The following is a 24,786-nucleotide window of genomic DNA, read 5'->3' on the forward strand; positions in this document are numbered from 1 at the left end:
GCAGGGCCTGGATCACGAAGTCGAGAACCACGATTCCGACGGTCAGGAGCCTTGGTGACCAGCCACTGCCTGCCCAGCCCTTTCGCGGCGCGAGGGAGGCGCATGTATTGCATGGCCGAGTGTTCCGGCAGTTCACGGCCGAAGGGGAGCGCGGCCCACTCCCACGCACCCCCCTCGGGCGTCGGCGCGTACAGCGCCTGTCCGGTGCTACATGCCCAACTCGGAAAGTCGGCACGCCGGTTCGTTGCGCCGCCAGGCGATGACCAGGAAGGCGATCAGCCCGAGGACGGGCAGGGCGCAGACGCTCCAGCTCAGCGACAGCGGCGGGCCCGGCTGGTCGAGGACAGTCAGGTGCCTGAGGGTCCCCGTGCCATGCCCCTCGGGACCGTCGATGGCGAAGGTGAGCGCCACGTCGCCCGGGTCGGGGAAGGACTTGATGTCCAGACCCCAGACATCGAGTTTGCGGGGGTGGCGCGCCAGCGGGGTGACGCGGTCACCGGAGTCGAGGCCGGTGGCGTCACGGGTAAGAGTGCCGGATTTGCCCGCTATCCCTCCTTCGGGGGCGAAGGTGAAGTCCAGCGACTGCATGGCACGCAGCGGCCAGGTGGAGAACCCGATGGTCAGGCTGTACGGGCCCGCCTGGACGCGTTCGGTGTGCACGATCCCGACTGGCTCGTAGGCGGCGGCCGGCGCGGCCGACGCGAAGAGCAGGGCCGCCACCGCGGACAGCGCGAGGACCAGGGAGCGTACGCGGCGGGCCGGGTGCCGGGGAGTGGTGGTGCGTGAGGACGGCGCCGGGGCGGGGCCGGTGAGATGGCTGTGCACGGATCAGTTGCCTTCCGGGCTGGAGGTCGGGGTATTGGCGCGCAGGATGACGGCGAAGCGCGCGCCGAGGAAGCCGGCGAGGGCGCCGAAGGCCAGGCCCACGGCGGCGGCGGTCAGCAGACCGGCGGCGTCGGGAGTGCCGGAATCACCGAGCAGGGACTTCTGGAGGAGCACCGAGACGCTGATCACCAGTCCGCCGGACGCGCCCAGAAGCTGGGGCAGCCACCGGTTCGACCAGCCACGCGTCGAGCCCAGCCACAGCAGTGTTTCGATGACCGCCGCCGCCAGGAGCATGAACATGGGGATGCTCGCGGGCAGTTCCGGGGCCTTGTTGCCGAGGTTGTCGCGCAGCGGCAGGCCCTGCGAGGCGGCGTAGACGTGGGAGGCCCAGGGGGAGAACCACCACAGGAAGCCCTGGATGGCGGCGAGGGTGCCGCTGATGGCGAGGACGGCTCCCCGGCCGAGGGTGAGCCCTCCCATGATGACCAGGAGGACGGCGAAGAAGACGGTGCCCGCGACGACCGGTTCGAAGGGCAGGGGCAGGGCGGCGAAGGCGTTGGTGGTAATGGGGCTGAACGTCATCAGGACAGGGATGCTGACGATCAGTCCGACCCGGCCCCAGCGTTCGGCGCGGGCCGCGGCGAAGACGATGACGCTGCCGACCATCGTGAGCGAAATCGAGACGAACAGCCCGACGTGCGGTGGTGAGTCGAGTACGGCGTCGAATCCGTACAGAGAGTGCCACCAAAGATCCAGCAGCCCGTAGAGCAGGAAGAGCGCACCGCCCGTCCCGGCGACCAGATAGCCCAGGGGCGCCGTGAAGGTCCCGCCGAACACCCGGACGGGGCTGCCGCCGACGGCTCGCTCGGCCGGGCGTCCCGCGCGCTGCGCGGCGGTGGCGCGCACCACCATGACCAGGCTGGTGAGACCGGCGACGGCGCTGCCGGAGTACAGCAGGAGATGGGAGAGGGTGAAGAAGGTGTCCGGGCCGACGTCGACGTGCCATTGGACGTCCCAGCTGATGCCGATCAGTGACACCAGCGTGCCGGCCAGTACGAGGTAGGCGCCGAGGACGCCCGGCTGCCCGTACGTCCGGACGAGGCCCGTGCGGCGTGGCGAGGCCAGGTCGTGGGGAACGGTTGCGGAGATGGGGTTCATCGCGGCTTCTTTCCGGTGGGGGGGTGGGTCGTCGGTCGCGTACGGGGGTGACGGGGCCGCTCAGCCGGTGACGGTGAGGGGGAAGACAAGACGCTCCCGGCGGCCGTCGCCTTCGATGCCGATCAGGAGTTCCCAGCGGCCGGGCATCATCAGATGGACGCCGGAGATGCGGTAGCCGCCTCTCCCGTCCGGGGTCGCGGTGGCCGCGGGGGTCGCGTGTCCTGCGGTGGGCAGGACGGCCTGTGCCGTGACGACCGTCGCCGGGCCGGTGGCCGCGGTGTTCCGACGAGGCGTCAGGTGGACGTCGACGGTGGCTGTACCGGTGCGGGGAGGGGAGACGGTGAGGGTCACCACCTCCCGGGCGGTGCCGCCAGTCAGGGTCGTATCGGTGGCGTGGCCCGGCAGAATCGCCCCGATCGCCAGTAGGGACGCCACGACGGCGGCCAGGGCGGCCGCGCCGAGCAGACCTCGGCGGACCGGCGGCGCGAGAGGTCCGGTCATGGCGTGCCCCCTGAGGGTGAGGTGACCTGGAGCAGGTAGGGGACGGTCAGGATGGTGTTGTCGCGCTCCGCCTGGATCCAGACGCGGTAGTGGCCGGGGGCCGGGAAGGTGTAGACGAACGTGGCGTCCGGGCCGTAGGCGGCGACGGTCTCGTCGGCCGGGCTGTCGCCGTTGAGCGGCATGAGGCCGCTCATCGATCGCGTATCCGAGGAACCTCCCGACGTCCGATCCGGGCGCGTGCCCCTCATGCCCTCCATGCCATGCCCGGAGTGTGCTGAATGTTCCGATTCATGCGACATGCCGCCCATGGAGTGGGCATGGGCCCAGACCTCGGCGTCGTGGGCCGCTTCTCCCAGTCCGGTGGTGCGGGTCGCGTCCGCCCGGGACAGCGGTCCGACGACGATCATGTGCCCGACCATGCCGAGCCAGGGCTGCAAGGTCGCCGTGTCCCCGATGCGGGCGGTCAGCGCACTGGGCCTGCCCGCGGTCAGTGACGGCGCGGTGAGCCGTACCGGTACGCCCCCGACGGTCCGCGTGGTGCCGGGACCCGACGGCGGCTCCGGTGCGGGTGTGGTGCCGGGTGTGGTGGCCCGTACGGCGCCGCCCTGCGCGGGACCCGGGGGCTTCTCCGCCTCGAACCCGGTGGCGGAGCGAATCTGCTGTACGCCCCCTCCCCGCCGGGCGAACTCGGCGGACACCGCGTAGTGACCTGCCGCGGGCAGCCACAGCCGTACCTCGAAGGCGCCGGGTCCCGTCCTAATGGGGTGCAGATGCCAGAGCTCACCGGACGGCCCGATCACCAGCAGATGCAACAGCGCCCCGTCGTGGACGACGAGATCGTCCGCGGGCAGGCCTGTGGAGCCGTCGTACAGGGAGAAGCGCAGGTCAGTGGCGTCCCCGGCGCCGGCGGTCACGGGCCGCAGGACGAAGGAGGCCGGTGGACGTGAGTAGTCGCTAGTCAGCGGTCTGACGAGGGAGTAGGGGCGGGCGACGCCGTCGATGGTGGGATCCACCTGCTGCCCCTGCTCGGGCGGCAGGGGCAGGGAGGCGGAGAGCAGCGCGCCGGTGACCGCCGTGGCGAACGCGGCGACCGCCCCGCCCGCGGGCACCGTCACCCACCAGCCCCGGCGGGCACGGACCGCGACAACGAGCGTGATCAGGATGAGGACCCCCGCCGTGACGAAGCCCGCGTATACGGTGAGTTCGGGCGGGGAGGCGGTCTGCGCGGGGACGACGAAGGGGATCTTCGCCGTACGCCGGCCGTCGTCGAGCGACAGCTCCCACGGCCCGGCTCCGTCGACACGCAGAACGGCGGAGTACGAGCCCGGAGTGGCGCCCAGGGTGACGGAGGCCGTGCTGGTGGCGGTGCCGGAGGTGGCCGCCGCCGAGGCGTTCGTGGAGATGCCCGTCGGGGTGGCCGCGAGACGGAGCCGTCCGGCGGGCGTGCCCGTGTGAGTGAGCACATCCACATGGAGTGGTCCGGGGACACCGGTGACGCGGCGCAGGGTGACCGTCAGCTCGCGGTCGCCGAGCGTCTGGGCGACCTGAAGGTCCCCGCGGCTCGATCCGCCGTCCGCCCCGGCGGGGGGACTCGCCGCGAACAGCAGACCCACGGCGCACAGCAGCACGGCCACCAGCGCGCGCGGGCGGCGTTTGAGTACGTTGTCTTTCATCCCGGCAGAGATTAGGAACCCCGCCGGACGCCGTCGTCACGGAGACAGGGGATCCCAGGTCCCCCGTGCAGGGGACCCGCCGGTACGTACGGCCCGGCATCATCGGGGCAGGCGGCACCACCACGCCGTACGGGCAGCCACGCGGTGCGGACGGCACAGGCGGCACAGGCGGCCCGGCGCGACACGGAATCGAGACGACGTATGAGGAACCACCGGCGCGACACGGCGCCACGGCCCGCGCGGAGGAGGCTGCGCGGCCTGGGAACCGCGCTGCTCGCGGGCGCCCGCGACATCAGCGGACCCCTGACCCGCCAGTCCCTGCTGGTCGCCGTGGTCTGCCTGGTGGTGGACACCCTGTCGTTCCGGTTCGAGGGTTTCCACTCCTACCCCGGCCTCTGGAACTGGCTCGTCCTGGCGGCGATCGTGCTCGTGGACGCGGCGCTGGCCACCTCGGCCCGGAGGTCGGGTATGGTGGCGCTCGCCCAGGCGGCCCTGCTGATGACCTGCGCGGCCTTCCTCCCCGACGGTCGGCCCCTGCCCGATCTCAACGACGCGGGCCTGCTCATCTCGGCGTACCGCGCGGGCGCCTGGCTGACACTGCGCCCGGCCGCCGTATCGCTGGCCGGTCTGGCAACCGGAATCGTCGCGTCGAGTCTGATCGCCGGTGCGGGGCTCGCCCAGATCCATCTGCTTCTCATCCAGGCGATGCAGAACGCCCTGCTGCCCTGGCTGGTGGGCCGGTACACCACCACACGCCGGGCCTACATCGCCGAGTTGGAGCAGCGTTCGGAGCGCGAGCGGAACCACGCCAGGCAGGCGCTGACCGAGGCGATCGCGGAGGAGCGCAGCGCCATCGCCCGCGATCTGCACGATGTGATCGCCCACCATGTCAGCGCGATCGGTGTACACGCGGGCGCCGCCCGCCTGGGACTCACCGCCTCCCCCGACACCACGGCGCTCGCCGGCTCGCTGACCGCCGTCGAGAAGTCCAGCCGCGCCGCCATGCTCGATCTGCGGCGGCTCCTGGACTTCCTGCACGGCAACCACTCCCGGGGTGCGCGCCAGCCCGGTCTGGACAACATCGACGAGCTCCTGCACGCCGTGGACTCCGCGGGACTGACAGCGCGCCTCACCACGCGCGGCACCCCTCCCGTACTCCCGGAGTCCCTGGACATGGCCGTATACCGGATCGTGCAGGAACTGCTCACCAATGCCCTGCGGCACGGGGACGGCAGCCAGGTGGAGGTGGAGCTGGCCTACACGGACACCTCTCTCACCCTGACCGCTGCCAACCCCCTCCCCCGCCCCCTCCGACCGCACCGCCCGCCCGAGTCCGCGCAGCGCGGACTGGCCGGGATACGTGGCCGGGCCGCCCTGTTCAACGGGTCGGCCACCTACGGCCCGACGCCCGACGGCACCGCCTGGACCACCGCGGTGGCGTTCCCCCTGGACCGCTCATGAGCCCCCGGGACCCAGCCATGAAGGTGCGCATCCTGCTCTCCGACGACCACGCCATGTTCCGTTCCGGGCTGCGCGCCGTCCTGGAGACGCAGCCCGATCTTGAGTGTGTCGCGGAGGTCGCCGATGGCGGCACGGCGGTGAGCGAAGTCATCAGGCTCCGCCCCGAAGTGGCCATCCTCGACATCCGGATGCCGCGCCTGGACGGGCTGCGGGCCACCGAAAGCATCCTGGCCCGCCCGGACAACACCACCAAAGTGATCGTTCTGACCACCTACGACGACGACGCATACGTCTACCAAGCCCTGCGGGCCGGAGCCAGCGGCTTCCTTCTCAAGAGCCTGCCGCCGGAAGAGCTCATCGCGGCGGTACGCGTCGCCGCCCGGGGGGACGCTCTCATCGACCCGTCGGTGACCCGGCGCCTGATCTCCCGCTTCACCGGCAGCATCGCGCCGCCCCCGGCCCCGCCCGAACTCGACCAGCTCACCACCCGCGAGTACGAGGTGCTGCTCCAGTTGGCCGGCGCGCACAGCAACGCCGAGATCGCCGCCCGGCTGGGCATCGGCGACGAAACCGTCAAGACTCATGTCTCCCGGATACTCACCAAGCTCAACCTGCGCGACCGCGTCCACGCGGTCGTCTACGCCCATCTCCACGGCCTCCCCCGACGCCCCGGCTGACGGTTCTCGGACCTCGACCGACGGGCGGCGCGAAGCTCAGTCCGCTTCCGTGATGTCCTGCCCGCCGAGACGAGGCTGGGGTGGTGAGTGCCGTGACCCAGGTTCGGGACCCCGGCCGGGTCAGTACACCGAGTGACCTGAGTCGGAGATTCGTCGTTGGTTCGGTATGAGTCGTCCCGGGCCGAAGATTCCGCCGTTGTCTGTGGCCGATGCCCAACGAGGTGTGTTGGAGGGCTGGCAGCGTCGCCGCACGACGGCTCAGGGTCTGGCCCAGCGGTCGCGGATCGTGCTGGAGTGCGCCGAAGGGCACTCGATCATGGAGGTGTCGCGTCGGCTGCGGATTGCTCCGGACACGGTCCGCACCTGGCGGCGGCGATTCCTCGAACGGGGACTGGACGGCCTGTGCGACGAAGCCCGGCCCGGTGTCCCGCGGAAGATCACCGACGCGGATGTCGAACGGGTCATCGTCAAGACGCTGGAGCAGACACCGAAGAACGCCACCCACTGGTCGACCAGGTCGATGGCGGCGGCCACGGGAAGGTCGTAGTCCGCCGTCTCCCGTATCTGGCGGGCGTTCGCGCTGGCCCCACACCGGTCGCAGACCTTCAAGCTGTCGACCGACCCGCTGTTCATCGACAAGGTCCGCGACGTCGTGGGCCTCTGCCTCGACCCGCCGGAGAAGGCCCTGGTGCTGTGTGTGGACGAGAAGTCGCAGATCCAGGCGCTGGACCGGTCCCAGCCCGTGCTGCCGATGGTGCCCGGGATCCCCGAGCGCCGCAGCCACGACTACGTCCGTGCCGGCACCACCACCCTGTTCGCCGCCCTGGAGGTCGCCACCGGCAAGGTGATCGGCTCCCTGCACCGCCGCCACCGGGCCGTCGCGTTCAAGAAGTTCCTGGCCAAGCTCGACAAGGAGGTGCCTGCCGACTGCCAGGTGCACCTGATCCTGGACAACTACGCGACCCACAAGACACCGGCCGTCAAACAGTGGCTGCTGGCACACCCTCGCTTCGAAGGCTCCACCTCCCTGCACTTCACCCCCACAAGCTCGTCGTGGCTCAACCTGGTGGAGCGGTGGTTCGCCGAGCTGACCCAGAAGAAGCTCAAGCGGGGTGTCCGTCGCCGCCTACTGCCGACGAATCTCCGACTCAGGTCACTAGGGCGTGTCCTTTGGATCAGTACCTGTGTTCAAAGTCCCGGCGGGAGTTTCGCCAGCTCTGGATTCGAACGTGCCAGCCGCCCAGTGCGCCCTGCGCGAGCATTCGGGGAACTCGCCACCTACTGGCACCACATCCTCCGCCAGCCCAACCCCACCGCACACACCTGGAACAGCCTCGTCCGTCACGTGGAGAAAGCGACCGAAGCCGCAAGTGCTGTGACCGGGAGGGTTCACCGGGTTGGCGGGTGGGTCGACGGTGGTGGTATTGGGGAAGCGTTTCAAGTACCTGCTGCGTAAGGTCTGCCGGATGACGATCTCCCATGACGTGGCTGGAAGCGGTCCTGCACTGGTGCTGCTGCATTCCGGGGTGTGTGACCGGCGGATGTGGGACGCGCAGGCGCCTGCCTTGATCGAGGCCGGCTACCGGCTGGTGCGCTGCGACTTTCGGGGCTTCGGCCAGACTGCTGCGGCGGATGAACCCCACAGTGACGCTGAGGATGTGCTGGAACTCCTGGACGCTCTCGGCATCGGCCAGGCGGCGCTGGTTGGAGCCTCGTACGGCGGGCAGGTCACCTTGGAAGTCGCCGCCCGGTGGCCAGGCCGGGTGAGCGCGATGGTGCTGGTGTGTTCCGCGCTTCCCGGCCACGAGCCCAGTCCTGCGCTTGAGGCTGTCGGCGAGCGTGAGGATGCGCTGCTTGAGGCTGGGGATATCACCGGGGCGGTTGAGCTGATGGCTGATACCTGGCTGGGCCCGGACGCCGACGAGGCCGCTCGGGAGGCGGTGCGCCTGATGCAGCGGCACGCCTTTGAGGTGCAACTCGCCGCCGAGGAGTTCGAGCCGATCGAGGCGGAGTTCGACCTGGCGGCGATCGAAGCCCCTTGCCTCGCCCTGTCCGGTGGGCATGATCTGGCGGACTTCCAGCGGATCGCTGCCCGCCTGCCGGATCTGCTCTCGGACGCCCGCCACCTCGAACTGCCCTGGGCAGGTCATCTGCCCAGCTTGGAGCGGCCATCCGTTGTTACCGATCTGCTTCTCGGCTTCCTGCGTGAGACGCTCCCTGCCCATTGAGTCTGCTCACGGCCTGTCGTCTGCCCCGGCCCACCCGCCAGCGTCCGGCGGCTTCTCCCCCTCCGGGCACCTAAAAGATCGCCCCGCCGATAGCGATCTGGTCCACGACGAGGCCGGCGATGCGCCAGTACGCCTCCAGGACAAAGTGCCGGAGCCGCGTGAAGACACCCAGGAGGGTGGCAGAAGTCCCGCTACAGCGGGGATAATCCGTCTCCTCCCGTGGCGGGTTTCCAGGACCCAGGCACGCTGACCGGTGAGATAGAGGGGGTGCGGCGTGGGCGAGCCATCGGCGCCGTTCCCGGACTCCCGGCGCGCGGCCAACATCCTGACCATGCACCGGCTGGCCCGTAAGGCGGACGGCGTACAGGCGCTGTTGCGGTGGCTGGCACGCCGGACGGGGTGCTGGGTCGGGCTGGTGGACCCGGCCGGCGGCATACAGGCGGCATCTCCCCAGGGATGCGACTCGGATGTGATGAAGCTCGTCGCCGACGGGCTGTGCGTGATGCGTGAGCGGGGGCTGCGTGCGTTCGTCGCGGGCGAGTCCCCGGACTGTTCGGTCGCGCTGCTGGCCGTCGGCATCCCCGGGGACCGGTCCGGAACCGTCCCGTCCGGGTTGGTCCTCGCGGTCGTCGGATCCGATCCTCTCGGTACGGCCGCCCCGGCCGACGCGGAGCCACTGCTCGGGGTCTGCTGGGGGCGAGGGAAACCCAACGGACCCGGCGGCGCGTGGAGATCGCCGACGCGCGTGGACGGGAGGCCGTGCTGCATCTGCTGATGTCCGGGAACCTCACGACGGCGCATCAGATCGCGAGCGTCCTCGCACCGCGCCTGTCCGATCCGGCCCGGTTCCACGTCATCGAGTGCGGCGTCGACCGGCGGGCCGAGACGATCCGTATCTGCGCCGAACTCACCGGCGGCCGGGCGTGGATCGTACGGTGTCCCGTCTACTCCGACCATGTGCTCGTCGTCGCGTCGGCGACGCCCGTCCCCGCCGACGCCCGCCCGCTGGAAGCCGCGCTCGCGGCCGAGATCGAGGGTTGTGTCGTGGGGACCGGCGACACGCTGGCGCTGCGTGATACCGCCGCCGGCTACGAACAGGCATTCCACGCGCTCGCGGTGGCCCCTGGCCGCCCGGAGCGCTGGGCGCGGTTCGACGCCGCGCTGGGGCTGCCCGTCGTGGTGGGCCGCCACGGCCACGCCTGGGCCGACCGCCTGCTGGCACCGCTGACCGGGCACGTCCCCACCCGGGGCACCGGCCCCGACAGCCGCACGCTCACCGGGACGGTTCGGTCGTGGCTGACCTTCTCGTCCACCGCGACCCGGCACATGAAGATCCACCGCAACACCCTTGCCTCACGCCTTCGTCACGTCGAGACGCTTCTCGGCCTGGACCCGGAGCTGGTGGGTGACCAGGCGAAGCTCGATCTGGCCCTGCGGATCGCGGCGTTGCCACGCGTGACGGGCCACGGGCCGACGGGCACGGCGCAGCCGGATCCGGCCGAGGACGCCTTCCGGACGCCCGATGTGGGCTGACCTGACCGTCGCGGACCCCGTCGAGGTGACAGCCGTAGGTTTCCCCGATGGCGACGTGCACGGGCGCGTACGCGAGTCCCGGCAGATCAGGGGATTTGTCGCACCGCTGTCAGGGGTCAAGCAGGACCGCTGGGTTGTCCAAGTCGAGGGCGGAGATCCTCCTATCCGATCCGACGGCCGCAGCATCTGGGCGGGCATGTCCGGTGCAGCACTGTTTGCGGACGGTCTGCTCGTCGGCATCGTGGAGGCCGACGTCGACACCCGCAATCCGGGGCGGCGGGAACTGCGCGCCATACCCGCGCGGCACTTCGCCCATGCTCCCGGGCTGGTGGCGTGGTCGCAGCGGCTTGATAGAGCGAACACATGGCCCCGGTCCCCGGTCGACCCTGGCGATCCGCAGCGCATGCTGCGTCAGGTCGTGGACGCCAATCGGAAACTGCCGGTACTTGACAATGCCTCCACGACGAAGATCGCACAGGCGCTGTCCGCGCTACAGCGCTCAGGCGACGACCAGACCGCCGCCCGACGTGCCGTCGGACGTGTGCTGGCGATGATGCGCAGTAAGAACGTGCTCCATGACGAAATGGAGCACGAGATCTTCAAGGTTGTTTTTCCGCTCGCTGCGGGAACTGCGCGACGCCTTGGCCGACGCCTACGCCGAAATCGTCGTCACCGGGCCAGAGCAGATCCTCGCCGTCATCGACGCGATGCTCACCGCGGTCCGCAGCTACCTCGGGCGGCATGAGGGGTCACTCAAGCTCCATGATCAGGCACACCCGTCGCCGGTTTGGCACGTGATGCAGGCCGAGTGGCCGGGGCTGCCACGGGCCTCCCTCGAACTGCTCGCACTGCGCGAGACCTTGGCGGCGCTGGTCTACCCACTTAACCACTGCGGAGTGGGACAGGACTTCCGAAACGGGCAGGGCCCCCGTTCGGACCAGATCGACCTTTGGGATTTCGCCGGCTCGCAGCTGGCTCACCCGCCGTCTGAACACAACCGCTCACTGTCCGATGCATACCACCGCCGGCCGCCGGGCAGCGCCGCCGCTGGAGTAGATGAGGTGCCAACGACTGTACTTTCGACCGCCCTGGGCAGCCGATTGTCCTCACTACGTATCGCCGCGTTCGAGGAGCTGGCAGAACGTGCCAAGCGTGGGGAAACAGATGCAGCGAGGCCAGTTCTCGACGCACTGGACGACGAGCACGAGGATCTGGCAGCACGGGCCAGAGCGGCGGTCCACGCAGGACTCCCCAATCAGGCGGTTGAGAGTCGACACTTGCCGACCCTCACCACCCTTGCCCTGGAATGGCAGCAGGTCTGGTGGACAGAACGCTGGTGGGGTGACACCCGTACAAGCAGTGCGCCTGCGCGTAGCGGGGCACTGCGGCTCCTCGCTTCCTGGGCGGGCCAGCCCTCGGTCGCCCTCGCGTTCATCCGAGCCCTTGCTGACGGTATGCCCTTCGATCAATCCGCCGTTCGCCAAGCCATCGGAGCGTCGGCGAACGGCGCCTGCCGGATGCCGGCCGCGCTGCTGGACGAACCGCGATGGTCCGAGCTTGCCGACCTGTTTGCCGACGCTGAGTCGGATCCGGACGTGCGCCGCGCCGTATTAGCTACCCTCGCCGACGGTGACGCTCCGGACGCCGTCGGCGACTGGTCACCGAACATCGCAGGCAGTCGGCAGCGGCCAACCGAACCTGTCGCGGACCTGCTGCGGACTTCGCTGGCCGACCGCGACGCCCTGGTGCGGTACACCACGATCCGTGCCGTGTGGCTGTGCCTGGACGCCGGGAACGCGGCTGAACTTCTGGTCGAAGCTTCGCGTGACGCGGACCGACTCGTGCGCGCACGCGCTGCTTTCGCGCTTGGCGGACTACCGGGATCAGCTACGGTAAGGCGCCTCAGACCGCTCCTGCAGGACGTGGAACCGGCGGTAGCAAAAGCGGCCGTTCACGCCCTGCGGAACGCCGCCGTATCCGGTGTCCCCATCCCAGCCGCTCTGCTCGTTTACCGGCAGACGCGGAACTTGATGGACGAGTTTCGGGAACGTGCGTACTACGAGGCGGCCGATGATACATGAAGGTGGAAGACCCCTGGGGAACAGTAATTCGAGCTGTGGCCCGCTCGACATCCCCCAGCCCCAGATCTATTGCCTTCCAGTACTCGTGCACGCCGAAAGCAGCTGTTACGGGTGCAATGAGACCAAGACGAGGAAAGCGAATCCGTCATGTCGCACTGAGGCTGTCAGATGGTGGGCCGTTGACCAGCTGGGCGCCCCGCGTACCTGCCGAAAGCTACCGTGACAGGTACAGGGAGAACCGGACCGTAGAAATGAGATCAAACCCATGTACGGGGCAAACGGCATCGCGCGGTATGCGACACAGTGAGAATCCGTCGGCACGAACGAGAACGAGTGAGAATCCGACAGCTTCAGTGCGACAGGACATGCGGTGTCTCACGGTCGATTCCGGATCCGACTTCCATCCGATATCGACCGTGAGATTCCGGAACGGGATTTGAGATCCCACAAGGCCTGTAGGTTCCGCTTCGGCTTGACCACTGACGTCGCTCTGACCGTCGGTTCTGCCTTCGTCCCATCAGGTGTCCACAGGGTCTCGTCCCGTCATTGTGTCCATTACCTGATGGCGTCTCGCCAAGTGGTGTCAGCAACCCTCGTTCTGCATCGGAGGCCCTGTTTTCATGCACCCACCCCACTCTGAGGCCTACCGGGGGGTCAGCACGCAGAACTCGTGACCGTCGGGGTCGGCCATCACCACCCAGCCGACGTCCTCTTGGCCGATGTCGATGCGCGTTGCTCCGAGGGAGACGAGTCGATCTACCTCCGTCTGTTGGTCACTGCCGGCTGGTGGAGCGAGGTCGAAGTGCAGCCGTTCCTTCCCCGTCTTCGGCATCAGGGGTGGACCACCCCACGTGAACTTCGGGCCTCCGTGCGGTGAGCGGATCGCGGTCTCCTGGTCCTGGTCCCAGACCAATGGCCAGCCCAGCGCTCGGCTCCAGAAGGACCCGGTCTCCTGCGAACCATCGCCCGCCAGCGCGCCGATGAATCCGCACTCGGCGAGGAAGCTGTTGCCAGGCTCGATGACACAGAACTCATTGCCTTCGGGGTCGGCGAGCACTACATGCCCTTCTTCCGGGCGTTGGCCGATGTCGATGTGCCGGGCGCCAAGTTGGAGTGCCCTCTCCACCACCTGCTTCTGGTCGTCGAGGGACGTGCTTGTCAGATCGAAGTGCATGTGGTTCTGGCCTGTCTTCCGCTCCTGGGTCGGGAGGAAGCGGAGCCGGAACCCGGTGTCATCGCTGGGCAGCAGTGTGATGCCGTCGGAGGAGTCCTCGGCTGTCTCCCAGCAGAGAAATTCCGCCCAGAAGCGCGCGAGACGGAGCGGGTCGTGCGCATCGAAGCAGAGCGCGTGCAGGTGAGAAGTCATCCGCAGATCTTCCGGTAGGGGCAGGCGGGTCGTGCTGGAGCGTGCCCAGTCGGTGCCACCCAGTCAACTGATTAACGCCCCGCGCTCGTCCGCTGTCGAGCACGCTCGAAACGGCTGGCGGCACGCTGCGCGCGGGCCCGACGCAGGGCTGCCGCCTCGGTCACCGCGGCCTGACGGCGGCGCCGGTCATGCGCTGAAACTCGTGAGTGTTGAGTGCGTCGATGTAGCGCTGGAATAACTCGCGCAGGTCGGTGTCGGACATGATGGCCTTTCTCTCGCTCTGGATTTCGGGTTGTGTCATTCGGGTCGCGTAAGCCGATGTCAGATCTGGTTCTCGCCGCCGTCGACGTACAGGTTGGCGCCGAGGATGAAGCTGCTCCGCCCGGAGGCGAGGAAGGCCACCACGTCGGCGACCTCGTCGGGGCGCCCGATCCGGCCCAGCGGGACACCCGCGACGAACTGGGCCTTGGTGACGGGCGCGTCTCCCTCGGCCACGGCGTCGACCGCGGGAGTGTCGATGGTGCCCGGGGAGATCGCGTTGACCCGGATGCCGCGATCCTTGAGCTCGTTGGCCCAGGTGCGGGCGAAGGACCGTATCGCCGCCTTGGAGGCCGCGTACGTGCCGAACGCCGTGACGCCGTCGTCGGCGCGCACCGAGGAGTTGAGGATCACCGACGCGCCGTCGTTGAGCAGCGGCAGCGCCTTCTGCACCGTGAACAGCGTGCCCCGTACGTTGACGCCGAAGGTCTCGTCGAAGTGGTCCTCGGTGACTTGCTCGAGTGTCGCGAACGACGCGGTTCCGGCGTTGGCGAACACGATGTCCAGGCCGCGGCCCCGGGCGCGGACCGTGTCGTAGAGCCTGTCCAGATCGGCCAGGCTGGAGATGTCGCCCACCACAGCGGTGGCCGCCGCCGGGCCGATGGTCTCGACGGCCGCGTCGAGCAAAGTCTTGCGCCGGCCGGTGATGAACACGTGCGCGCCCTCGGCCGCCAGTCGAACGGCGGCGGCCAGGCCGATCCCGCTGCTGCCGCCGGTGACGACGGCGGTCTTGCCTTCGAGCTGTCCCATGATCAAGACCTCCACAGATTCGGTACCGATCGGTACTGAATGAGACCGTAGCATCTTTCGCACCGACCGGTACAGAAGGGGTACGATCGACGGCATGAAGACGGGACAGAAGGCGCCGATCGGCCGGCCGAGGGGATTCGACACCGAGGAAGTCCTCGAACGCGCCATGCGGGTCTTCTGGGAACAGGGCTACGAAGGCGCCAGCCTCACCGACCTGACCGGCGCCATGGGTATCAATCGCACCAGCATGTACGCGGCTTTCGGCAACAAGGAGGACCTGTTCCGGAAGTGCCTGGAGCGCTACACGGAGGGCCCCGCCTCATACGGGGCCCGTGCCCTGAGGGAACCGACCGCCCGTCAGGTGGCCACCGCCCTGCTCAACGGCGCAGTCCGGGCCACCACCGGCATCGGCAGCCCCGCCGGGTGCCTCGGTGTCCAGGGATCCCTCGCCGCCGGTGAGCCGGGAAGCAACGCCCGCGACGCACTCGTCGCCTGGCGCGACGAGCACGTCTCACTCCTCCGCGACCGCTTCCGGCAGGCCGTCGACGAAGGCGACCTGCCTCCCGACGCCGATCCCAGCCTGCTAGCCCGTCACCTCATGACCATGGCGAACGGCATCGCCGTCCAGGCCGCCGGCGGCATCACTCGCGACGTCCTCCAGCAGGTGGCCGACATGACCTTGCGAAGCTGGCCACCCGCCACGGGCCCGGCTCAGCCGGACGCCTGAGCTGGCACTGTCCGCTTTGCCCTGAGAGGCAGACGGTCTTCGCCGGGTCCTCGGCTCGTGCTCGAATGCCGACGAGGCTGGCCGCGACGAACAGACCGCCTTCGACTTCGCCCGTCCGGGCGGCGCGGCGATCGGTTCGGTGGTCGACAGCCGGTTCTGCCGTCGACGCGGAGCGGTCACGCCGCTCGGAGTTTGACGAGGAGATCGACGCGGCTCCCCCGGCGACGGTCGGCCCTCGGCCCCGCACCTGAAGGACGCGGACTCCAGCCCCGCCTTCGGCCGGCCTTCCCCGGCCCTGCTGGCACGCGCCGACCGCGGCTACGCCCGCTTCCTCTCGCAGGCAACCCCGGTTGGGGTGAGTTTTTTACGGTGACGGCTCGTGAGGTTGCTGCAGGTCGCGGCGTGTCCTTCCGGTGCAGATTCGCACCCCGTTCGTTGCTATCGAGGGCAGACCGGGTCGGTTCGCATGCCTTGGAGGTACTGGGAGCGTTCCTCCTGGGTGAAATCCCGGCGGAGGGCACTGCAGATCTGTTCGATCGCTTCCGCTGTACCGGGGAGCGCCACGTTCCAGAGTCCTACCGTGCCGTCCTGGTATCCGGAGACCACGGTCTTCCCGTGCGGACTGAACGCCAGCGACACCACCTTGCTCGTCTGGCTGGTCAGTGGCACGCTCCGTCGATGGCCCGAAGCCAGATCCCACAACGTTGCCTGACCATCTTTGTTCGTTGCGGCCAACGACCGTCCGTCGGGACTGAACAGCAACTCCCCCACCAGTTCGTCGGATCCGGTTGGCAGTTCGCCTCGCTGTTCTCCGGAAGCCACGCCCCACAACCGCACCACGAAGTCGTCGCTGTCCCCTTCCGCAGCGTCCACGGCCAACGTCCGGCCGTCCGGACTCAATGCCACCGTCACACCGCCGACCGCCGGTCCGTCGCGGCCGGTCAGCGGTCTTCCCCGCTGTTCACCCGAATCGATGTCCCACCTCCGAGCCACACCGTCGCCGCTGCCCGAGACCAGCCGTCGGACCGTCCGGACCGAACGCCAGCGCCTCCACATCGTCCAAGTGGCCGGCAAGGAGCGTGGTGAGTCCCAGGTCGGCGGCCTGGATGAGGCTCGCGCGGGCCTCCTTGGTGGGTGCGGTGCGGTGGGCGTGCACGGCCAGCAGCGATGCCAGCTCGGGCTCGATGTCGATCAGTGCCCGGGACTGGGCGGCGAGCTGCCGGGACTGGGCATCACGCTCTGCCACGACGGCTTCCTCGCGCTGCCAGGCCGACGGCGATCAGGGCGAGGGCGAGCAGGCTGGCGAGGATGCTGTTGAGGCGGCGGGCGCGGCGGGCGGTGGCCTGCTGGTGGCGCTCGCTGGCGGTCAGGAAGTCGATGATCTCCGTGGGCAGCGAGCGTTGCCCGGCCCAGTCCAGGCCCTCGGCGAGGTCGGTGCCGTCGAGCAGGTCCGCAGAGAGCCCCGTCCGGGTGTGGCGGTCGCGCTGCTCGGTGACGCGGTGCAGCCAGGCCTGGAACCGGTGGTCCCGAGTGATCCATTCGCGCAGGTCTCCCCAGTCACGGATCAGCGCGTCATGAATGAGCTCCGCGATCGGCTCACCGGGCTCCCCATCAGGCCGCGGAACCGTGCCAGTGATGATGATCCGATCCCGGCTCAGCGCGGCCATGATCTCGTCGAAGGCCCCGTCCAGAACGGGGTCGGCGCTCCTCGCGCCGGTGGCCAGGGACCGGAGCCGGGCGAGGGGGACCTGCTGACGGGCGGCCGGGATACCGCGGACGTCGTCGGCGGGGCGGACCAGGGAGGTCAGGATCCTTCGCACGGTGGCACGTTGCCCGCTGGGCAGCCGGCCCACGGCGTTGTTGCACCAGGCGGTCAGCTTGTTCTTTGTCTACCGAGATCTTCCAGGCTTGCCGATGGCCTTGAGGGTCTCGGGACGTTTGACGGCTTTGCCGACGTCGTAGCGGGGCGCCGGGTGTTTGTTCTTGGCGCCGGGTGGCCGTCCAGGCCCAGTGCCTGTGGGTTTGGGAGCACGAGCCGGGCAGGCGAGGTGAGCGCGGATGTTCCTGAACCCTCGGCGGACTCGGGCTGGGGTGAGCCTCCCGACGACGGTGGGTTTCTCCCACGGTCGGCGGAGGTCGATGGCGAGGGGCTGGGCCAGTCGGAGCTGAGTGTGGGCGACGATCAGGAGCCAGGTCCAGCGGTCTGCGGCCTCGGGTGTGCGGAGTTTCGGGGTGGTCCAGCCCAAGGTCTGTTTCGCGAAGCGAAAAGTGTGCTCAAGATCGAAGCGGCGGAGAATCGCCTGCCAGAAACGGTCCACGTCGTCGGGGGTGGCGCCAGTCTTCGAGGACCATAACCACACTGGTGGAGCATCCCGTTTCTTCGACAGGTGCTCAACCTTCAGCCGAATCAACGTGCCCTCGACCAAGGGTAGTTCACCGTCGTGATCGAGCCAGGAGGAGCGGTGGGTGAGCCGGGGGTGGACCCGGTCCCACGCTTGGGTCTCGGCCTTGCCGTAGTGGGTGGTGTCGGTGACCGTGCTGATCGCAGGCCCGGGCCAGGTCTCCGGCTTGGTAAAGCGGAGCTCCGGGCCGTGTTTGGGCGGCCGGCCAGTGACGCCGTGAATTCTCGGTGGCTTCGGCAGGCGCATGACGCGGTCGGAGCGGAACCGGCCGACCAGCTCGACCGGCAGGTCGCGCAGGACCCAGGACAGACGGGTGACGTCAAAGCCGGCGTCGCTGACGATCACGATATGCGGGTCCCCGGCCTGCCACTGACCCGCGGCAATGAGCCGCTCGACGACACCTCGCAGCTGACCGGCGGTGATCGCGGTCGCGTCGTCCACCGGCCCCAGCCGGACCGCATCCAGGATCGCGGTCCAAGAGGTGGCGCCCGGCTCCAGCACGGCCACGAAGGAGTAGGGCCAGCCCGGAATGAACTGCGAAGCTGTCTTCGCGCGGCCGTAGACCTGGCAGAACAGTCGCTCCGCCGAACAGGGCGCGTCCGAGCGAAGCCAGGGCAACACATCGACTGCCAGGACCAGGCGCCCGCCGTCGAAAGGTGGCAGCGGCAGCCCGGCCAGCACCGTCCGCAGCCGACCGACGTCGATCTGGACGTGGTTCAGGACACCGCACATCGCTCCGTGCCCACGACGATGCTCGGGCAGCAACGTCAGGTCCACCGGCGTATTCACCGCACCGTCCGCACACAGAATGGCGTCCACCAGCTCGAACAACTCATCGCTTCGCGTGGTGAGACACTCGTAGAATTCGCGCCGGAAGCGTGACGCTTCCGCGAACGCTTCTCTCCGGACAGCGTCAGGCAGCAGACTCACCCTCACAGCCATCGTCTTGGTCACGTGCACCTTGGTCGGAGCACATGATCAGACGAAGGCCGCCCGCGCGTCAGCTGAACAGCACAACCAGAGATCAGGTTCGAGCGGCGTCCGGACGCCTTTTGAGCAGCTCAGGCGGCAGCCAGTGACGCGTGGATCCGACTGACGGCACGCAGGACCTCGTCTCGGTTCTTCGCCCGCTTGATCCATGCCGGGAGGCGGGCCACCAAAGTCATCTTCTGTCCGGTGCCATACCAGGGCGCTCGCTCTCGCAGCGACGCTTGGACGAAACAGCGGATCAGGTCGAGATGTTCGAGGTTATAGGCCCACAACCACCCATGCCGGGTTTCAACCTGGAGCCACAGCGGGACACCGAAGTACGGATCCGTCGCGGGTTGAGCTGTTCCACGGGAGAGCGTGACGAGACGACCGCTCCACACCCGTGACAGCCCGCAGCCACGGCAGACCAGACGTCGCGGCCTGAACAGCATCCGACCGCCGAGATCGGAGCCTTTGGGCGCCAGAACGACACGAGCGGCCTTCGCACAACTGGGGCATCGCACCATGATCGAGCTGATGAAGTCGTACTCGCTGCTGCGCGGATCCCGGAACCGACCAGAGAACAAGGCCATCTGGTGAGTATGCAACTGTCCCACAGACCAGCGCATCCCGATTCGGCTGACCACTCCCACGCCCGCCGGCCGCCTTGCCAGAAGCCAGACGCAGGTTAAAGAACAAGCTCAGTTCCAGCCGCTCCCTCGACGGCTTCACCGGAAGACGGAAGAGCATCGAGCAGACGGCGCACGGTCGCCGTCACAACGGCACGGACGTCCGCCTCGTTCAACGGGGCGGAGAAGAGCGCCGAACTGAACGAGAAGCCCTCGACCAGGGCGAACAGCAGGAGCGCCTCGCGGTGCAGCGCCTCCTCGTCGATCGCGCGGTCGGCCAGCGCATCGCGCAGCAACGAGCGGATCACCTCCGCGCCCGCGAGGGACGTGGCAGCGATTTCGGACGCGAGCTCCGCGTCCGTGCGCGCCATGACACGGTATTCGACGAGGGCGATGTTCTCCTTGCGCTCCTGCTCGCTGGTCGGAGCGGTGAATGCGATCACATCCACAATCCGTGCGACCGGATCGTCGGACATCTTCACGTCGCGGCTCGCGGCGCGCTGCAGGACGACGCCCAACGTGAAGCGCATGACCTCTCGGACGGTGTCGCCGAAGTAGTGGCGGATGCTCCCGATGGCCAGGCCGGTGCGTGCGGAGATCCGGGCGAGGGTCACCGAGCGGATCCCATGCGCGGCGATCTCCTCGATCACGGCGTCGGCGACCCGCTCTCGGCGGATATCCGGATTGGCTCTCTTGGGCATGACCCCATCCTAGTCAATCTTTGGCATGCCTGTGCTAGTTTTATCTAGCACGGGCATGCTAGAAGGCGTCGTGGCGGTGCTCTGTTCCGTCACGACCCCGGACAGGGGAGACATGAGCGACCGGCACGATCTCTGGACCGGTGCGGCGCGGAAAGATCCTTACGGCTTCGACGGGTTCGACGGCGATGCGGAAAGATTGGCGGAAAGATTGATCGACGCCCGGCCCCGGATCCGGGCGAGCCCTCGCCGCCTGCGCTGTCACCGTGCTGATGATCAATCTGCTGATCCTCGCCCCGCAGCTGCTTGAGCTGGTCACCCACCAGCCACCCTGGACTGATCGCACCCCCTCGCTCGTCTCGCCCATCGACCTGCCGGCATGGGCGAACACGGTTCTCACCATCACGGCCGGCCTCGCAGGGATCGAACGAGCACTCACCTTCCGCCATCACCGGCTCCTAGACGCCGAGACCGACGGGAACGAGAGCTGACACCCCCGCACCGACCGGTCACGTGCCGCCCTGTCGGCCACCTCAGCGCCCCGACCGAGAACAGACCGTCAAACCACCGCCGCACCCTCGCGCACGACCGCGGCTCGACACGGGAGAAACGCATGCGCTCAGATCCTCGATCCCGATACCGCGAGACCGTGCTCGGCGCGGCCGCCACGGCTTTTCTCCTCCTGCTCGCCGGATGCACGCCCGCTTCTCCTCCACCGGACTCCGGCGCGGACGCGGACCTCGGCGCCTATCTCGGGCAAGAGCTCGACTGGGTCGGATGCGAGGACACCGCGACGAGCAAGGCGGACGCCAAGCTGTTCGCGAACCCGGCGCTCCAGTGCGCCTCGGTCGAGGTACCGCTCGACTACGACAAGCCGGAGGGGAAGAAGGCGCACATCGCGCTCACGCGCCTCCCCGCCGCGGGTGAGGCCGAGGGCTCGCTGCTGCTGAACCCGGGCGGACCAGGAGGATCCGGCACCAGCCTCGTCGCGTCCACCCTGCCATTGTGGCAGGCGAGTCCCGTCGCCAAGCGCTTCGACATCGTCGGCTTCGATCCTCGCGGGATCGGGTCGTCGACCCCGCCCCTCGACTGCTACACCGACGAGCAGTACGACGCAGGCGACGCACCGCGGTTCGGCGTGGTGTACGACATCACGAGCACCGGGGAGGCGACCGAACTCGCAGAGCGCTGCGCGGACGGCTCTGGCGGCATCGCGAACCTCGTGAACGCCGGGTCCACCAACGTCGTGCGCGACATGGACATCATGCGAGAGGTGCTAGGTGACGATCGGCTGACCTATCTCGGCTACAGCTACGGCACCGAACTAGGCGCCATGTACGCCGCGACCTACCCCGAAAAGGTCCGCGCGATCGTGCTCGACGGGGCCGTCTCGCCCGACCTGACGGCGAGCGAGTTCCGCCTCTCCTCATTCACCGGACTGCAGGCACGGTTCGACGACCTCGCCGCACGCTGCGCAGAATCACCCGACTGCGTTCTCGGCCCCGACCCCGCGGCTGCGAACGACCGCCTGCACGAGATCGTCCAACCGCTCATCGAGACACCAGCACCGACCACCGGCGGCCGGGAGTTGAGCATCTGGGACGTCTACCTCGGCATCAGCGGCGGACTGTACTCCGAAAAGAAATGGCCCGACGTCATCTCCGCCCTGACCGCGCTCGAAGCGGGCAACGCCGACGAGATGCTCGCCCTGCGCGACTCCTTCTTCGCCCGCACGGCGGACGGCGCCTACGGCACGGATCCCGACACGAACGTCGCTGTGCGCTGCATGGACTCACCCCGTCCGACGCCCGAGGAACAGACCGCGCTCGCACGCAAGATCGGAGAGGCCGCCCCGATGTTCGACATCGACGTGTTCACGGCGGGCAACCACTACAGCGAATGCGAGGCGTGGCCCGCGCCGCCAACACGCGACGAGCCCTGGCTCGCCGATGTCGAAGGCATCCCCGAGACGCTCGTCGTGTCCGTCACCGGCGATCCTGTGACGCCGCACGAGGGCGGCATCGCGATGGCGCGAGCCCTCGACGGCAGCCTGCTCACAGTCGACGGCAAGCAGCACGGCGCCTACCTCCTCGGCGGCAGCAAGTGCGTCGACGACGTGGTCAAGAAATATCTCCTCGACCTCGAATCCCCGCCCACCGACGCCCGTTGCAGCCTGTGACACGCTCGACTCCGGGCCTGACCCGACGGGCCTCACGCTGGTTCGCAACCATGCTGGGGGAGTCACCCGCTGCGAAATAGTGTGCGCGCGCCCGACGCCTGGCCATACCAAGCGTTCAGCGCGCCGAGCACGAAGAGGACAGGGGAAGTGAAGCGAGCGGACCGAATGGCGGAATCTCACAGAGGGGCCTTCTGCATAGCGATCAGGTCAAGCCCGTCCGGTGCGGTGAGGTGCGAACCAGGCAGTGACGACGAGCCATCTCAATGGCGACGGCATTCTCACGGCCGATCCTCACCGCATCATCGAAAACCCGCTCCGTAGACTCACGGACCGCCCTCTCAGTAGTGGACGGAGCCACGGTTGCCGGCCGCGACGCTCACGGCGTCACCCGTCACGGCGGCAGCGCGTCGCGAGCTGAGGAAGACGATAACGTCGGCGACCTCCTCGGCCGTGACGATGAGGCCCAGACTTGTCGCGACACCAAGTTCGGCGCGCACCTGCTCTTCGCTCAGCCCGGTGGCCGCGGCGCGGTCCGTGACAAGACCCGGGGTCCGCTCGGTCTCGACGAGTCCGGGATGCGCGACGGTGACGCCGATCCCGTGGGGGCCGAGCTCGTCGGCCAAGTTGGCGGTCAGCGCGGACACGGCGACGTTGCGGATGGTGCCGGAGATGGATCCGGTGCGGCGGGCGTTGAGCCCGGAGACGTTGACGATCCGGCCGTAGCCCTGTCCCGTCATGGACGGAGCCACGGCCCGTGCGCACCGCAATCCAGCAGGAGCGGTGTTCGGTTCGGTTCCCCCAGGTCAGGGCGGTGGTCCTCGCGGAAATCGGAACACACGGAGTCCTCGATGCCCGCCTCGGCGGCTACCGCGACGGCGAGCGCAGCCTCGTTCATCGCCTGCACCGGTGGGGACATGGACGCCGTCGGCAGCTCGGGCCGACTCGTCGGCGTCGCCGGATTCGCACCGGTCCCACGGGACTCCGGTCGCATCAGCGGCAACATGCGCCGGCCACACCGCTACCACCGCCGGCTCCTGCGGGTCTTCTATCTCTCCGCCCAGACCGCCGCCCGGTTCTCCCCCACTTCGAAGACCTTCCACGACCGGAAGAGAGGCGAAGGCAAGAGTCACAAGCAGGCGATTCCCGCAACCGGCCCTGACCGGCGCCGCATAACGCTGGCCGACCCGGTGCAGGTAGGTTGATCATCAGTTGGCCGGAGGCCGTGGGGAGGAGCTGCTGTGACAGAGATCGAGGTCGCGGGGCCTGAATCCGACTGGCAGCCGGCCACACAACCGCCCTACTACACAGGCAAGAACCCCGCCTACCAGTACAGCGTCTGGGAACACCACGCCTCGCTGTTCCAGATGATCGGAGTGCTGGCGCTGCCAGTGCAGCCCGTGGCCCAGCGGCTACGTCTGCACGTGGAGCGGTCGTGGGACGGGCTGGACGAGCTCGACGTCGTACTGTTCCGGCTGAAGGGATTCAGCTTCGCGATCAGCAAGCACGACGGCAATCCGGTCGGCGTCTCGTATGTCTGGCTCACTCAGCCGCACGAGCAAGCCGACAAGGCCCTGGACACCCTTCTGGAGGTAGTCGGGATCGGGGAGGACGCCGTCGCATTCCGCGGAGACGCTCACGAGGACCCAGCAGAGCGGACCGCCACGGCGCACAAAGCCGGCTCTCCGGACGAAGCCACTGACATCACCTTGCCGACCTCTCTATGGGCAAGGTTCCGGCGTGCGATCGGCAGGGCCCACTAAGGGTTGTCCCGTAACGATCTTGGAGTTGGTGGAAGAGAGGTCGGTCGCTGCGTCCCCTGCTGTGCTTACCCGGCGAGGGCGAGGTTGTGCAGGCGGGCGATGCCGAGCATTGCGTGATGAACGCCGTCGCCTTTGAGTCGGCAGTCGCGCAGGATCTTCCAGCCCTTCATGCGGGCAAAGGTGTGCTCGACGCGGGCCCGGACCTGCTTGTGGGAGTGGTTGTGTGCCTCTTTCCAGGCCGGGAGGTCCCCGCCTTTGCGTCGGCGGTGCGGGATGACCAGTCCGGTGCCTTGGTAGCCGCCGTCTGCGATGGTCATCGTCTTGCCGACGGCGGCCTTGGCACCGGATTCTTCCCAGCCGCGGGAGTCGTGCCGGTTTCCCGGCAGGGGCCGGCCGACCACAACGACCAGGCGGGTATCGGCGTCGATGACCACCTGATGGGCCGTGGAATAGCGGTAGTTCTTGGACTGCTCAGCGATCGTGTGGTCACGGGTGGGAACCAGGGTGCCGTCCACGATCAGGACGGTGTCCTTCGCGAACCGCTTGCGGGGCTGGAGTGCGAGCAGCGGCCCGAGGTGGTCGATGATCCGGTCTGCGGCCGATTTCGAGATGCCGAACAGCGGGGCGATCTGGCGCATGGTCAAGTTCGTGCGCCAGTAGGCCGTGACGAGCAGAATGCGGTCCTCAAGCGGGAGCCCCCAGGGCCGCCCACGCTGAAGTCCGGCGGCGGTCTCGCACCGCACGGCAGTCACCAGCCTGCGGAAGCAGCGCAGGCTCAGCCCGGTGAAGGGACCTATCCAGGACGGCACCGACGCCGTGATCACCGCAGTCACACCAAGATCGTTTCACCT

The 24,786-nt window shown here is 68.6% G+C and carries 25 protein-coding genes and 2 pseudogenes; 12 read left to right on the plus strand and 15 right to left on the minus strand.

The window, feature by feature from the left end:
• Nucleotides 1-207 precede the first annotated feature (207 nt).
• Genes ACIOGX_RS28210 through ACIOGX_RS28225 form a run of 4 tightly spaced genes read right to left on the minus strand, consistent with a single transcriptional unit; the run spans nt 208 to nt 4,157 of the window.
• Complete coding sequence (locus ACIOGX_RS28210; RefSeq protein WP_356516202.1) at nt 208-825, minus strand: hypothetical protein; 618 nt, start codon at nt 823-825, stop codon at nt 208-210.
• A gap of 3 nt (nt 826-828) precedes the next feature.
• Entirely contained in the window at nt 829-1,983 is a 1,155-nt protein-coding gene (locus tag ACIOGX_RS28215; RefSeq protein ID WP_401917364.1) for a hypothetical protein, read from the minus strand.
• Nucleotides 1,984-2,043: 60 nt separating this feature from the next.
• Complete coding sequence (locus tag ACIOGX_RS28220) at nt 2,044-2,484, minus strand: hypothetical protein (protein WP_356516198.1); 441 nt, start codon at nt 2,482-2,484, stop codon at nt 2,044-2,046.
• Entirely contained in the window at nt 2,481-4,157 is a 1,677-nt protein-coding gene (locus tag ACIOGX_RS28225) for a hypothetical protein (protein WP_401917366.1), read from the minus strand. Before ACIOGX_RS28225 ends, ACIOGX_RS28220 begins: the two co-directional genes overlap by 4 nt.
• 201 nt (nt 4,158-4,358) lie before the next feature.
• Between ACIOGX_RS28225 and ACIOGX_RS28230 the strand changes: the two genes are divergently transcribed.
• From ACIOGX_RS28230 to ACIOGX_RS28245, 4 genes and pseudogenes are all read left to right on the plus strand, one after another.
• Complete coding sequence (locus tag ACIOGX_RS28230) at nt 4,359-5,618, plus strand: histidine kinase (protein WP_356516194.1); 1,260 nt, start codon at nt 4,359-4,361, stop codon at nt 5,616-5,618.
• Between the two features lie 17 nt (nt 5,619-5,635).
• Nucleotides 5,636-6,295, plus strand: a complete 660-nt coding sequence (locus ACIOGX_RS28235; protein WP_356516192.1) for a response regulator transcription factor — start codon at nt 5,636-5,638, stop codon at nt 6,293-6,295.
• Nucleotides 6,296-6,461: 166 nt separating this feature from the next.
• A pseudogene (locus ACIOGX_RS28240) lies at nt 6,462-7,493 on the plus strand (IS630 family transposase); the annotation flags it as partial.
• Between the two features lie 268 nt (nt 7,494-7,761).
• Nucleotides 7,762-8,523 carry an alpha/beta fold hydrolase gene (locus ACIOGX_RS28245; protein ID WP_401917369.1) on the plus strand — a complete coding sequence of 254 codons (762 nt, stop codon included), beginning with the start codon at nt 7,762-7,764 and terminating at the stop codon, nt 8,521-8,523.
• Between the two features lie 73 nt (nt 8,524-8,596).
• Here the strand turns inward: ACIOGX_RS28245 and ACIOGX_RS28250 are convergent.
• Nucleotides 8,597-8,695: pseudogene (locus tag ACIOGX_RS28250) on the minus strand (IS5/IS1182 family transposase); the annotation flags it as partial.
• A gap of 102 nt (nt 8,696-8,797) precedes the next feature.
• Here ACIOGX_RS28250 and ACIOGX_RS28255 point away from each other — a divergent pair.
• The 3 genes from ACIOGX_RS28255 (at nt 8,798) to ACIOGX_RS28265 (ending at nt 12,137) form a co-directional block, all read left to right on the plus strand.
• Nucleotides 8,798-9,298 carry a hypothetical protein gene (locus tag ACIOGX_RS28255; RefSeq protein WP_401917576.1) on the plus strand — a complete coding sequence of 167 codons (501 nt, stop codon included), beginning with the start codon at nt 8,798-8,800 and terminating at the stop codon, nt 9,296-9,298.
• The gene (locus ACIOGX_RS28260) at nt 9,250-10,056 is read left to right on the plus strand and encodes a helix-turn-helix domain-containing protein (RefSeq protein WP_401917371.1); all 807 of its coding nucleotides are present in this window, start codon (nt 9,250-9,252) and stop codon (nt 10,054-10,056) included. The genes ACIOGX_RS28255 and ACIOGX_RS28260 overlap by 49 nt, the downstream gene beginning before the upstream one ends.
• 575 nt (nt 10,057-10,631) lie before the next feature.
• The gene (locus tag ACIOGX_RS28265; protein ID WP_401917373.1) at nt 10,632-12,137 is read left to right on the plus strand and encodes a HEAT repeat domain-containing protein; all 1,506 of its coding nucleotides are present in this window, start codon (nt 10,632-10,634) and stop codon (nt 12,135-12,137) included.
• 643 nt (nt 12,138-12,780) lie between these two features.
• Here the strand turns inward: ACIOGX_RS28265 and ACIOGX_RS28270 are convergent.
• Both ACIOGX_RS28270 and ACIOGX_RS28275 read right to left on the minus strand, forming a co-directional pair.
• On the minus strand, nt 12,781-13,503 hold the full coding sequence (locus tag ACIOGX_RS28270; protein WP_401917375.1) for a VOC family protein: 723 nt from the start codon (nt 13,501-13,503) through the stop codon (nt 12,781-12,783).
• Between the two features lie 321 nt (nt 13,504-13,824).
• Complete coding sequence (locus tag ACIOGX_RS28275) at nt 13,825-14,571, minus strand: SDR family oxidoreductase (protein WP_356516180.1); 747 nt, start codon at nt 14,569-14,571, stop codon at nt 13,825-13,827.
• 94 nt (nt 14,572-14,665) lie between these two features.
• On the opposite strand from ACIOGX_RS28275, the gene ACIOGX_RS28280 reads away from it, so the two are divergent.
• On the plus strand, nt 14,666-15,298 hold the full coding sequence (locus tag ACIOGX_RS28280; protein WP_401917377.1) for a TetR/AcrR family transcriptional regulator: 633 nt from the start codon (nt 14,666-14,668) through the stop codon (nt 15,296-15,298).
• 438 nt (nt 15,299-15,736) lie between these two features.
• On the opposite strand, the gene ACIOGX_RS28285 is transcribed toward ACIOGX_RS28280, so the two are convergent.
• From ACIOGX_RS28285 to ACIOGX_RS28310, 6 genes are all read right to left on the minus strand, one after another.
• Nucleotides 15,737-16,210 (minus strand): WD40 repeat domain-containing protein, encoded by a 474-nt coding sequence (locus ACIOGX_RS28285; protein WP_401917379.1) that lies wholly within the window; start codon nt 16,208-16,210, stop codon nt 15,737-15,739.
• 49 nt (nt 16,211-16,259) lie between these two features.
• A complete protein-coding gene (locus ACIOGX_RS28290) occupies nt 16,260-16,544 on the minus strand; it encodes a hypothetical protein (protein WP_401917381.1) in 285 nt (94 codons plus the stop codon).
• Nucleotides 16,531-17,175 carry a hypothetical protein gene (locus ACIOGX_RS28295; protein ID WP_401917564.1) on the minus strand — a complete coding sequence of 215 codons (645 nt, stop codon included), beginning with the start codon at nt 17,173-17,175 and terminating at the stop codon, nt 16,531-16,533. Before ACIOGX_RS28295 ends, ACIOGX_RS28290 begins: the two co-directional genes overlap by 14 nt.
• 12 nt (nt 17,176-17,187) lie before the next feature.
• On the minus strand, nt 17,188-18,642 hold the full coding sequence (locus ACIOGX_RS28300) for an NF041680 family putative transposase (protein WP_401917566.1): 1,455 nt from the start codon (nt 18,640-18,642) through the stop codon (nt 17,188-17,190).
• A gap of 119 nt (nt 18,643-18,761) precedes the next feature.
• A complete protein-coding gene (locus tag ACIOGX_RS28305; RefSeq protein ID WP_401917383.1) occupies nt 18,762-19,262 on the minus strand; it encodes a hypothetical protein in 501 nt (166 codons plus the stop codon).
• Between the two features lie 95 nt (nt 19,263-19,357).
• Nucleotides 19,358-19,999, minus strand: coding sequence for a TetR/AcrR family transcriptional regulator (locus ACIOGX_RS28310; RefSeq protein ID WP_356516170.1), 642 nt, complete (start codon nt 19,997-19,999; stop codon nt 19,358-19,360).
• Nucleotides 20,000-20,262: 263 nt separating this feature from the next.
• Here ACIOGX_RS28310 and ACIOGX_RS28315 point away from each other — a divergent pair, with 263 nt between their 5' ends.
• Both ACIOGX_RS28315 and ACIOGX_RS28320 read left to right on the plus strand, forming a co-directional pair.
• A complete protein-coding gene (locus tag ACIOGX_RS28315; RefSeq protein WP_356516168.1) occupies nt 20,263-20,487 on the plus strand; it encodes a hypothetical protein in 225 nt (74 codons plus the stop codon).
• 122 nt (nt 20,488-20,609) lie between these two features.
• Entirely contained in the window at nt 20,610-22,175 is a 1,566-nt protein-coding gene (locus ACIOGX_RS28320) for an alpha/beta hydrolase (RefSeq protein ID WP_401917385.1), read from the plus strand.
• 338 nt (nt 22,176-22,513) lie between these two features.
• Here ACIOGX_RS28320 and ACIOGX_RS28325 read toward each other — a convergent pair whose 3' ends face one another.
• Nucleotides 22,514-22,942, minus strand: a complete 429-nt coding sequence (locus ACIOGX_RS28325; RefSeq protein ID WP_401917387.1) for an SDR family oxidoreductase — start codon at nt 22,940-22,942, stop codon at nt 22,514-22,516.
• Nucleotides 22,943-23,023: 81 nt separating this feature from the next.
• On the opposite strand from ACIOGX_RS28325, the gene ACIOGX_RS28330 reads away from it, so the two are divergent.
• Nucleotides 23,024-23,377: a transposase gene (locus tag ACIOGX_RS28330; RefSeq protein WP_401917389.1), complete on the plus strand. Its 354-nt coding sequence runs from the start codon at nt 23,024-23,026 to the stop codon at nt 23,375-23,377.
• Between the two features lie 36 nt (nt 23,378-23,413).
• Complete coding sequence (locus tag ACIOGX_RS28335; RefSeq protein ID WP_401917391.1) at nt 23,414-23,935, plus strand: hypothetical protein; 522 nt, start codon at nt 23,414-23,416, stop codon at nt 23,933-23,935.
• Nucleotides 23,936-24,000: 65 nt separating this feature from the next.
• Here ACIOGX_RS28335 and ACIOGX_RS28340 read toward each other — a convergent pair whose 3' ends face one another.
• Nucleotides 24,001-24,768 (minus strand): transposase, encoded by a 768-nt coding sequence (locus ACIOGX_RS28340; RefSeq protein ID WP_401917393.1) that lies wholly within the window; start codon nt 24,766-24,768, stop codon nt 24,001-24,003.
• Nucleotides 24,769-24,786: the final 18 nt, after the last annotated feature.

Origin of the sequence: Streptomyces sp. NPDC088147 (genome assembly GCF_044741565.1) — a bacterium.
Lineage (GTDB): Bacteria > Actinomycetota > Actinomycetes > Streptomycetales > Streptomycetaceae > Streptomyces.

Excerpts from the sequence above, each read along its gene's own strand:
- ACIOGX_RS28300 (WP_401917566.1), bottom strand. The coding sequence starts at position 18,642 with ATGGCTGTGAGGGTGAGTCTGCTGCCTGACGCTGTCCGGAGAGAAGCG.
- ACIOGX_RS28275 (WP_356516180.1), bottom strand. The coding sequence starts at position 14,571 with ATGGGACAGCTCGAAGGCAAGACCGCCGTCGTCACCGGCGGCAGCAGC.
- ACIOGX_RS28305 (WP_401917383.1), bottom strand. The coding sequence starts at position 19,262 with ATGGCCTTGTTCTCTGGTCGGTTCCGGGATCCGCGCAGCAGCGAGTAC.
- ACIOGX_RS28215 (WP_401917364.1), bottom strand. The coding sequence starts at position 1,983 with ATGAACCCCATCTCCGCAACCGTTCCCCACGACCTGGCCTCGCCACGC.
- ACIOGX_RS28320 (WP_401917385.1), top strand. The coding sequence starts at position 20,610 with ATGCGCTCAGATCCTCGATCCCGATACCGCGAGACCGTGCTCGGCGCG.
- ACIOGX_RS28245 (WP_401917369.1), top strand. The coding sequence starts at position 7,762 with ATGACGATCTCCCATGACGTGGCTGGAAGCGGTCCTGCACTGGTGCTG.
- ACIOGX_RS28265 (WP_401917373.1), top strand. The coding sequence starts at position 10,632 with ATGACGAAATGGAGCACGAGATCTTCAAGGTTGTTTTTCCGCTCGCTG.
- ACIOGX_RS28225 (WP_401917366.1), bottom strand. The coding sequence starts at position 4,157 with ATGAAAGACAACGTACTCAAACGCCGCCCGCGCGCGCTGGTGGCCGTG.
- ACIOGX_RS28230 (WP_356516194.1), top strand. The coding sequence starts at position 4,359 with ATGAGGAACCACCGGCGCGACACGGCGCCACGGCCCGCGCGGAGGAGG.
- ACIOGX_RS28280 (WP_401917377.1), top strand. The coding sequence starts at position 14,666 with ATGAAGACGGGACAGAAGGCGCCGATCGGCCGGCCGAGGGGATTCGAC.
- ACIOGX_RS28235 (WP_356516192.1), top strand. The coding sequence starts at position 5,636 with ATGAAGGTGCGCATCCTGCTCTCCGACGACCACGCCATGTTCCGTTCC.
- ACIOGX_RS28330 (WP_401917389.1), top strand. The coding sequence starts at position 23,024 with ATGCCCGCCTCGGCGGCTACCGCGACGGCGAGCGCAGCCTCGTTCATC.
- ACIOGX_RS28310 (WP_356516170.1), bottom strand. The coding sequence starts at position 19,999 with ATGCCCAAGAGAGCCAATCCGGATATCCGCCGAGAGCGGGTCGCCGAC.
- ACIOGX_RS28270 (WP_401917375.1), bottom strand. The coding sequence starts at position 13,503 with ATGACTTCTCACCTGCACGCGCTCTGCTTCGATGCGCACGACCCGCTC.
- ACIOGX_RS28220 (WP_356516198.1), bottom strand. The coding sequence starts at position 2,484 with ATGACCGGACCTCTCGCGCCGCCGGTCCGCCGAGGTCTGCTCGGCGCG.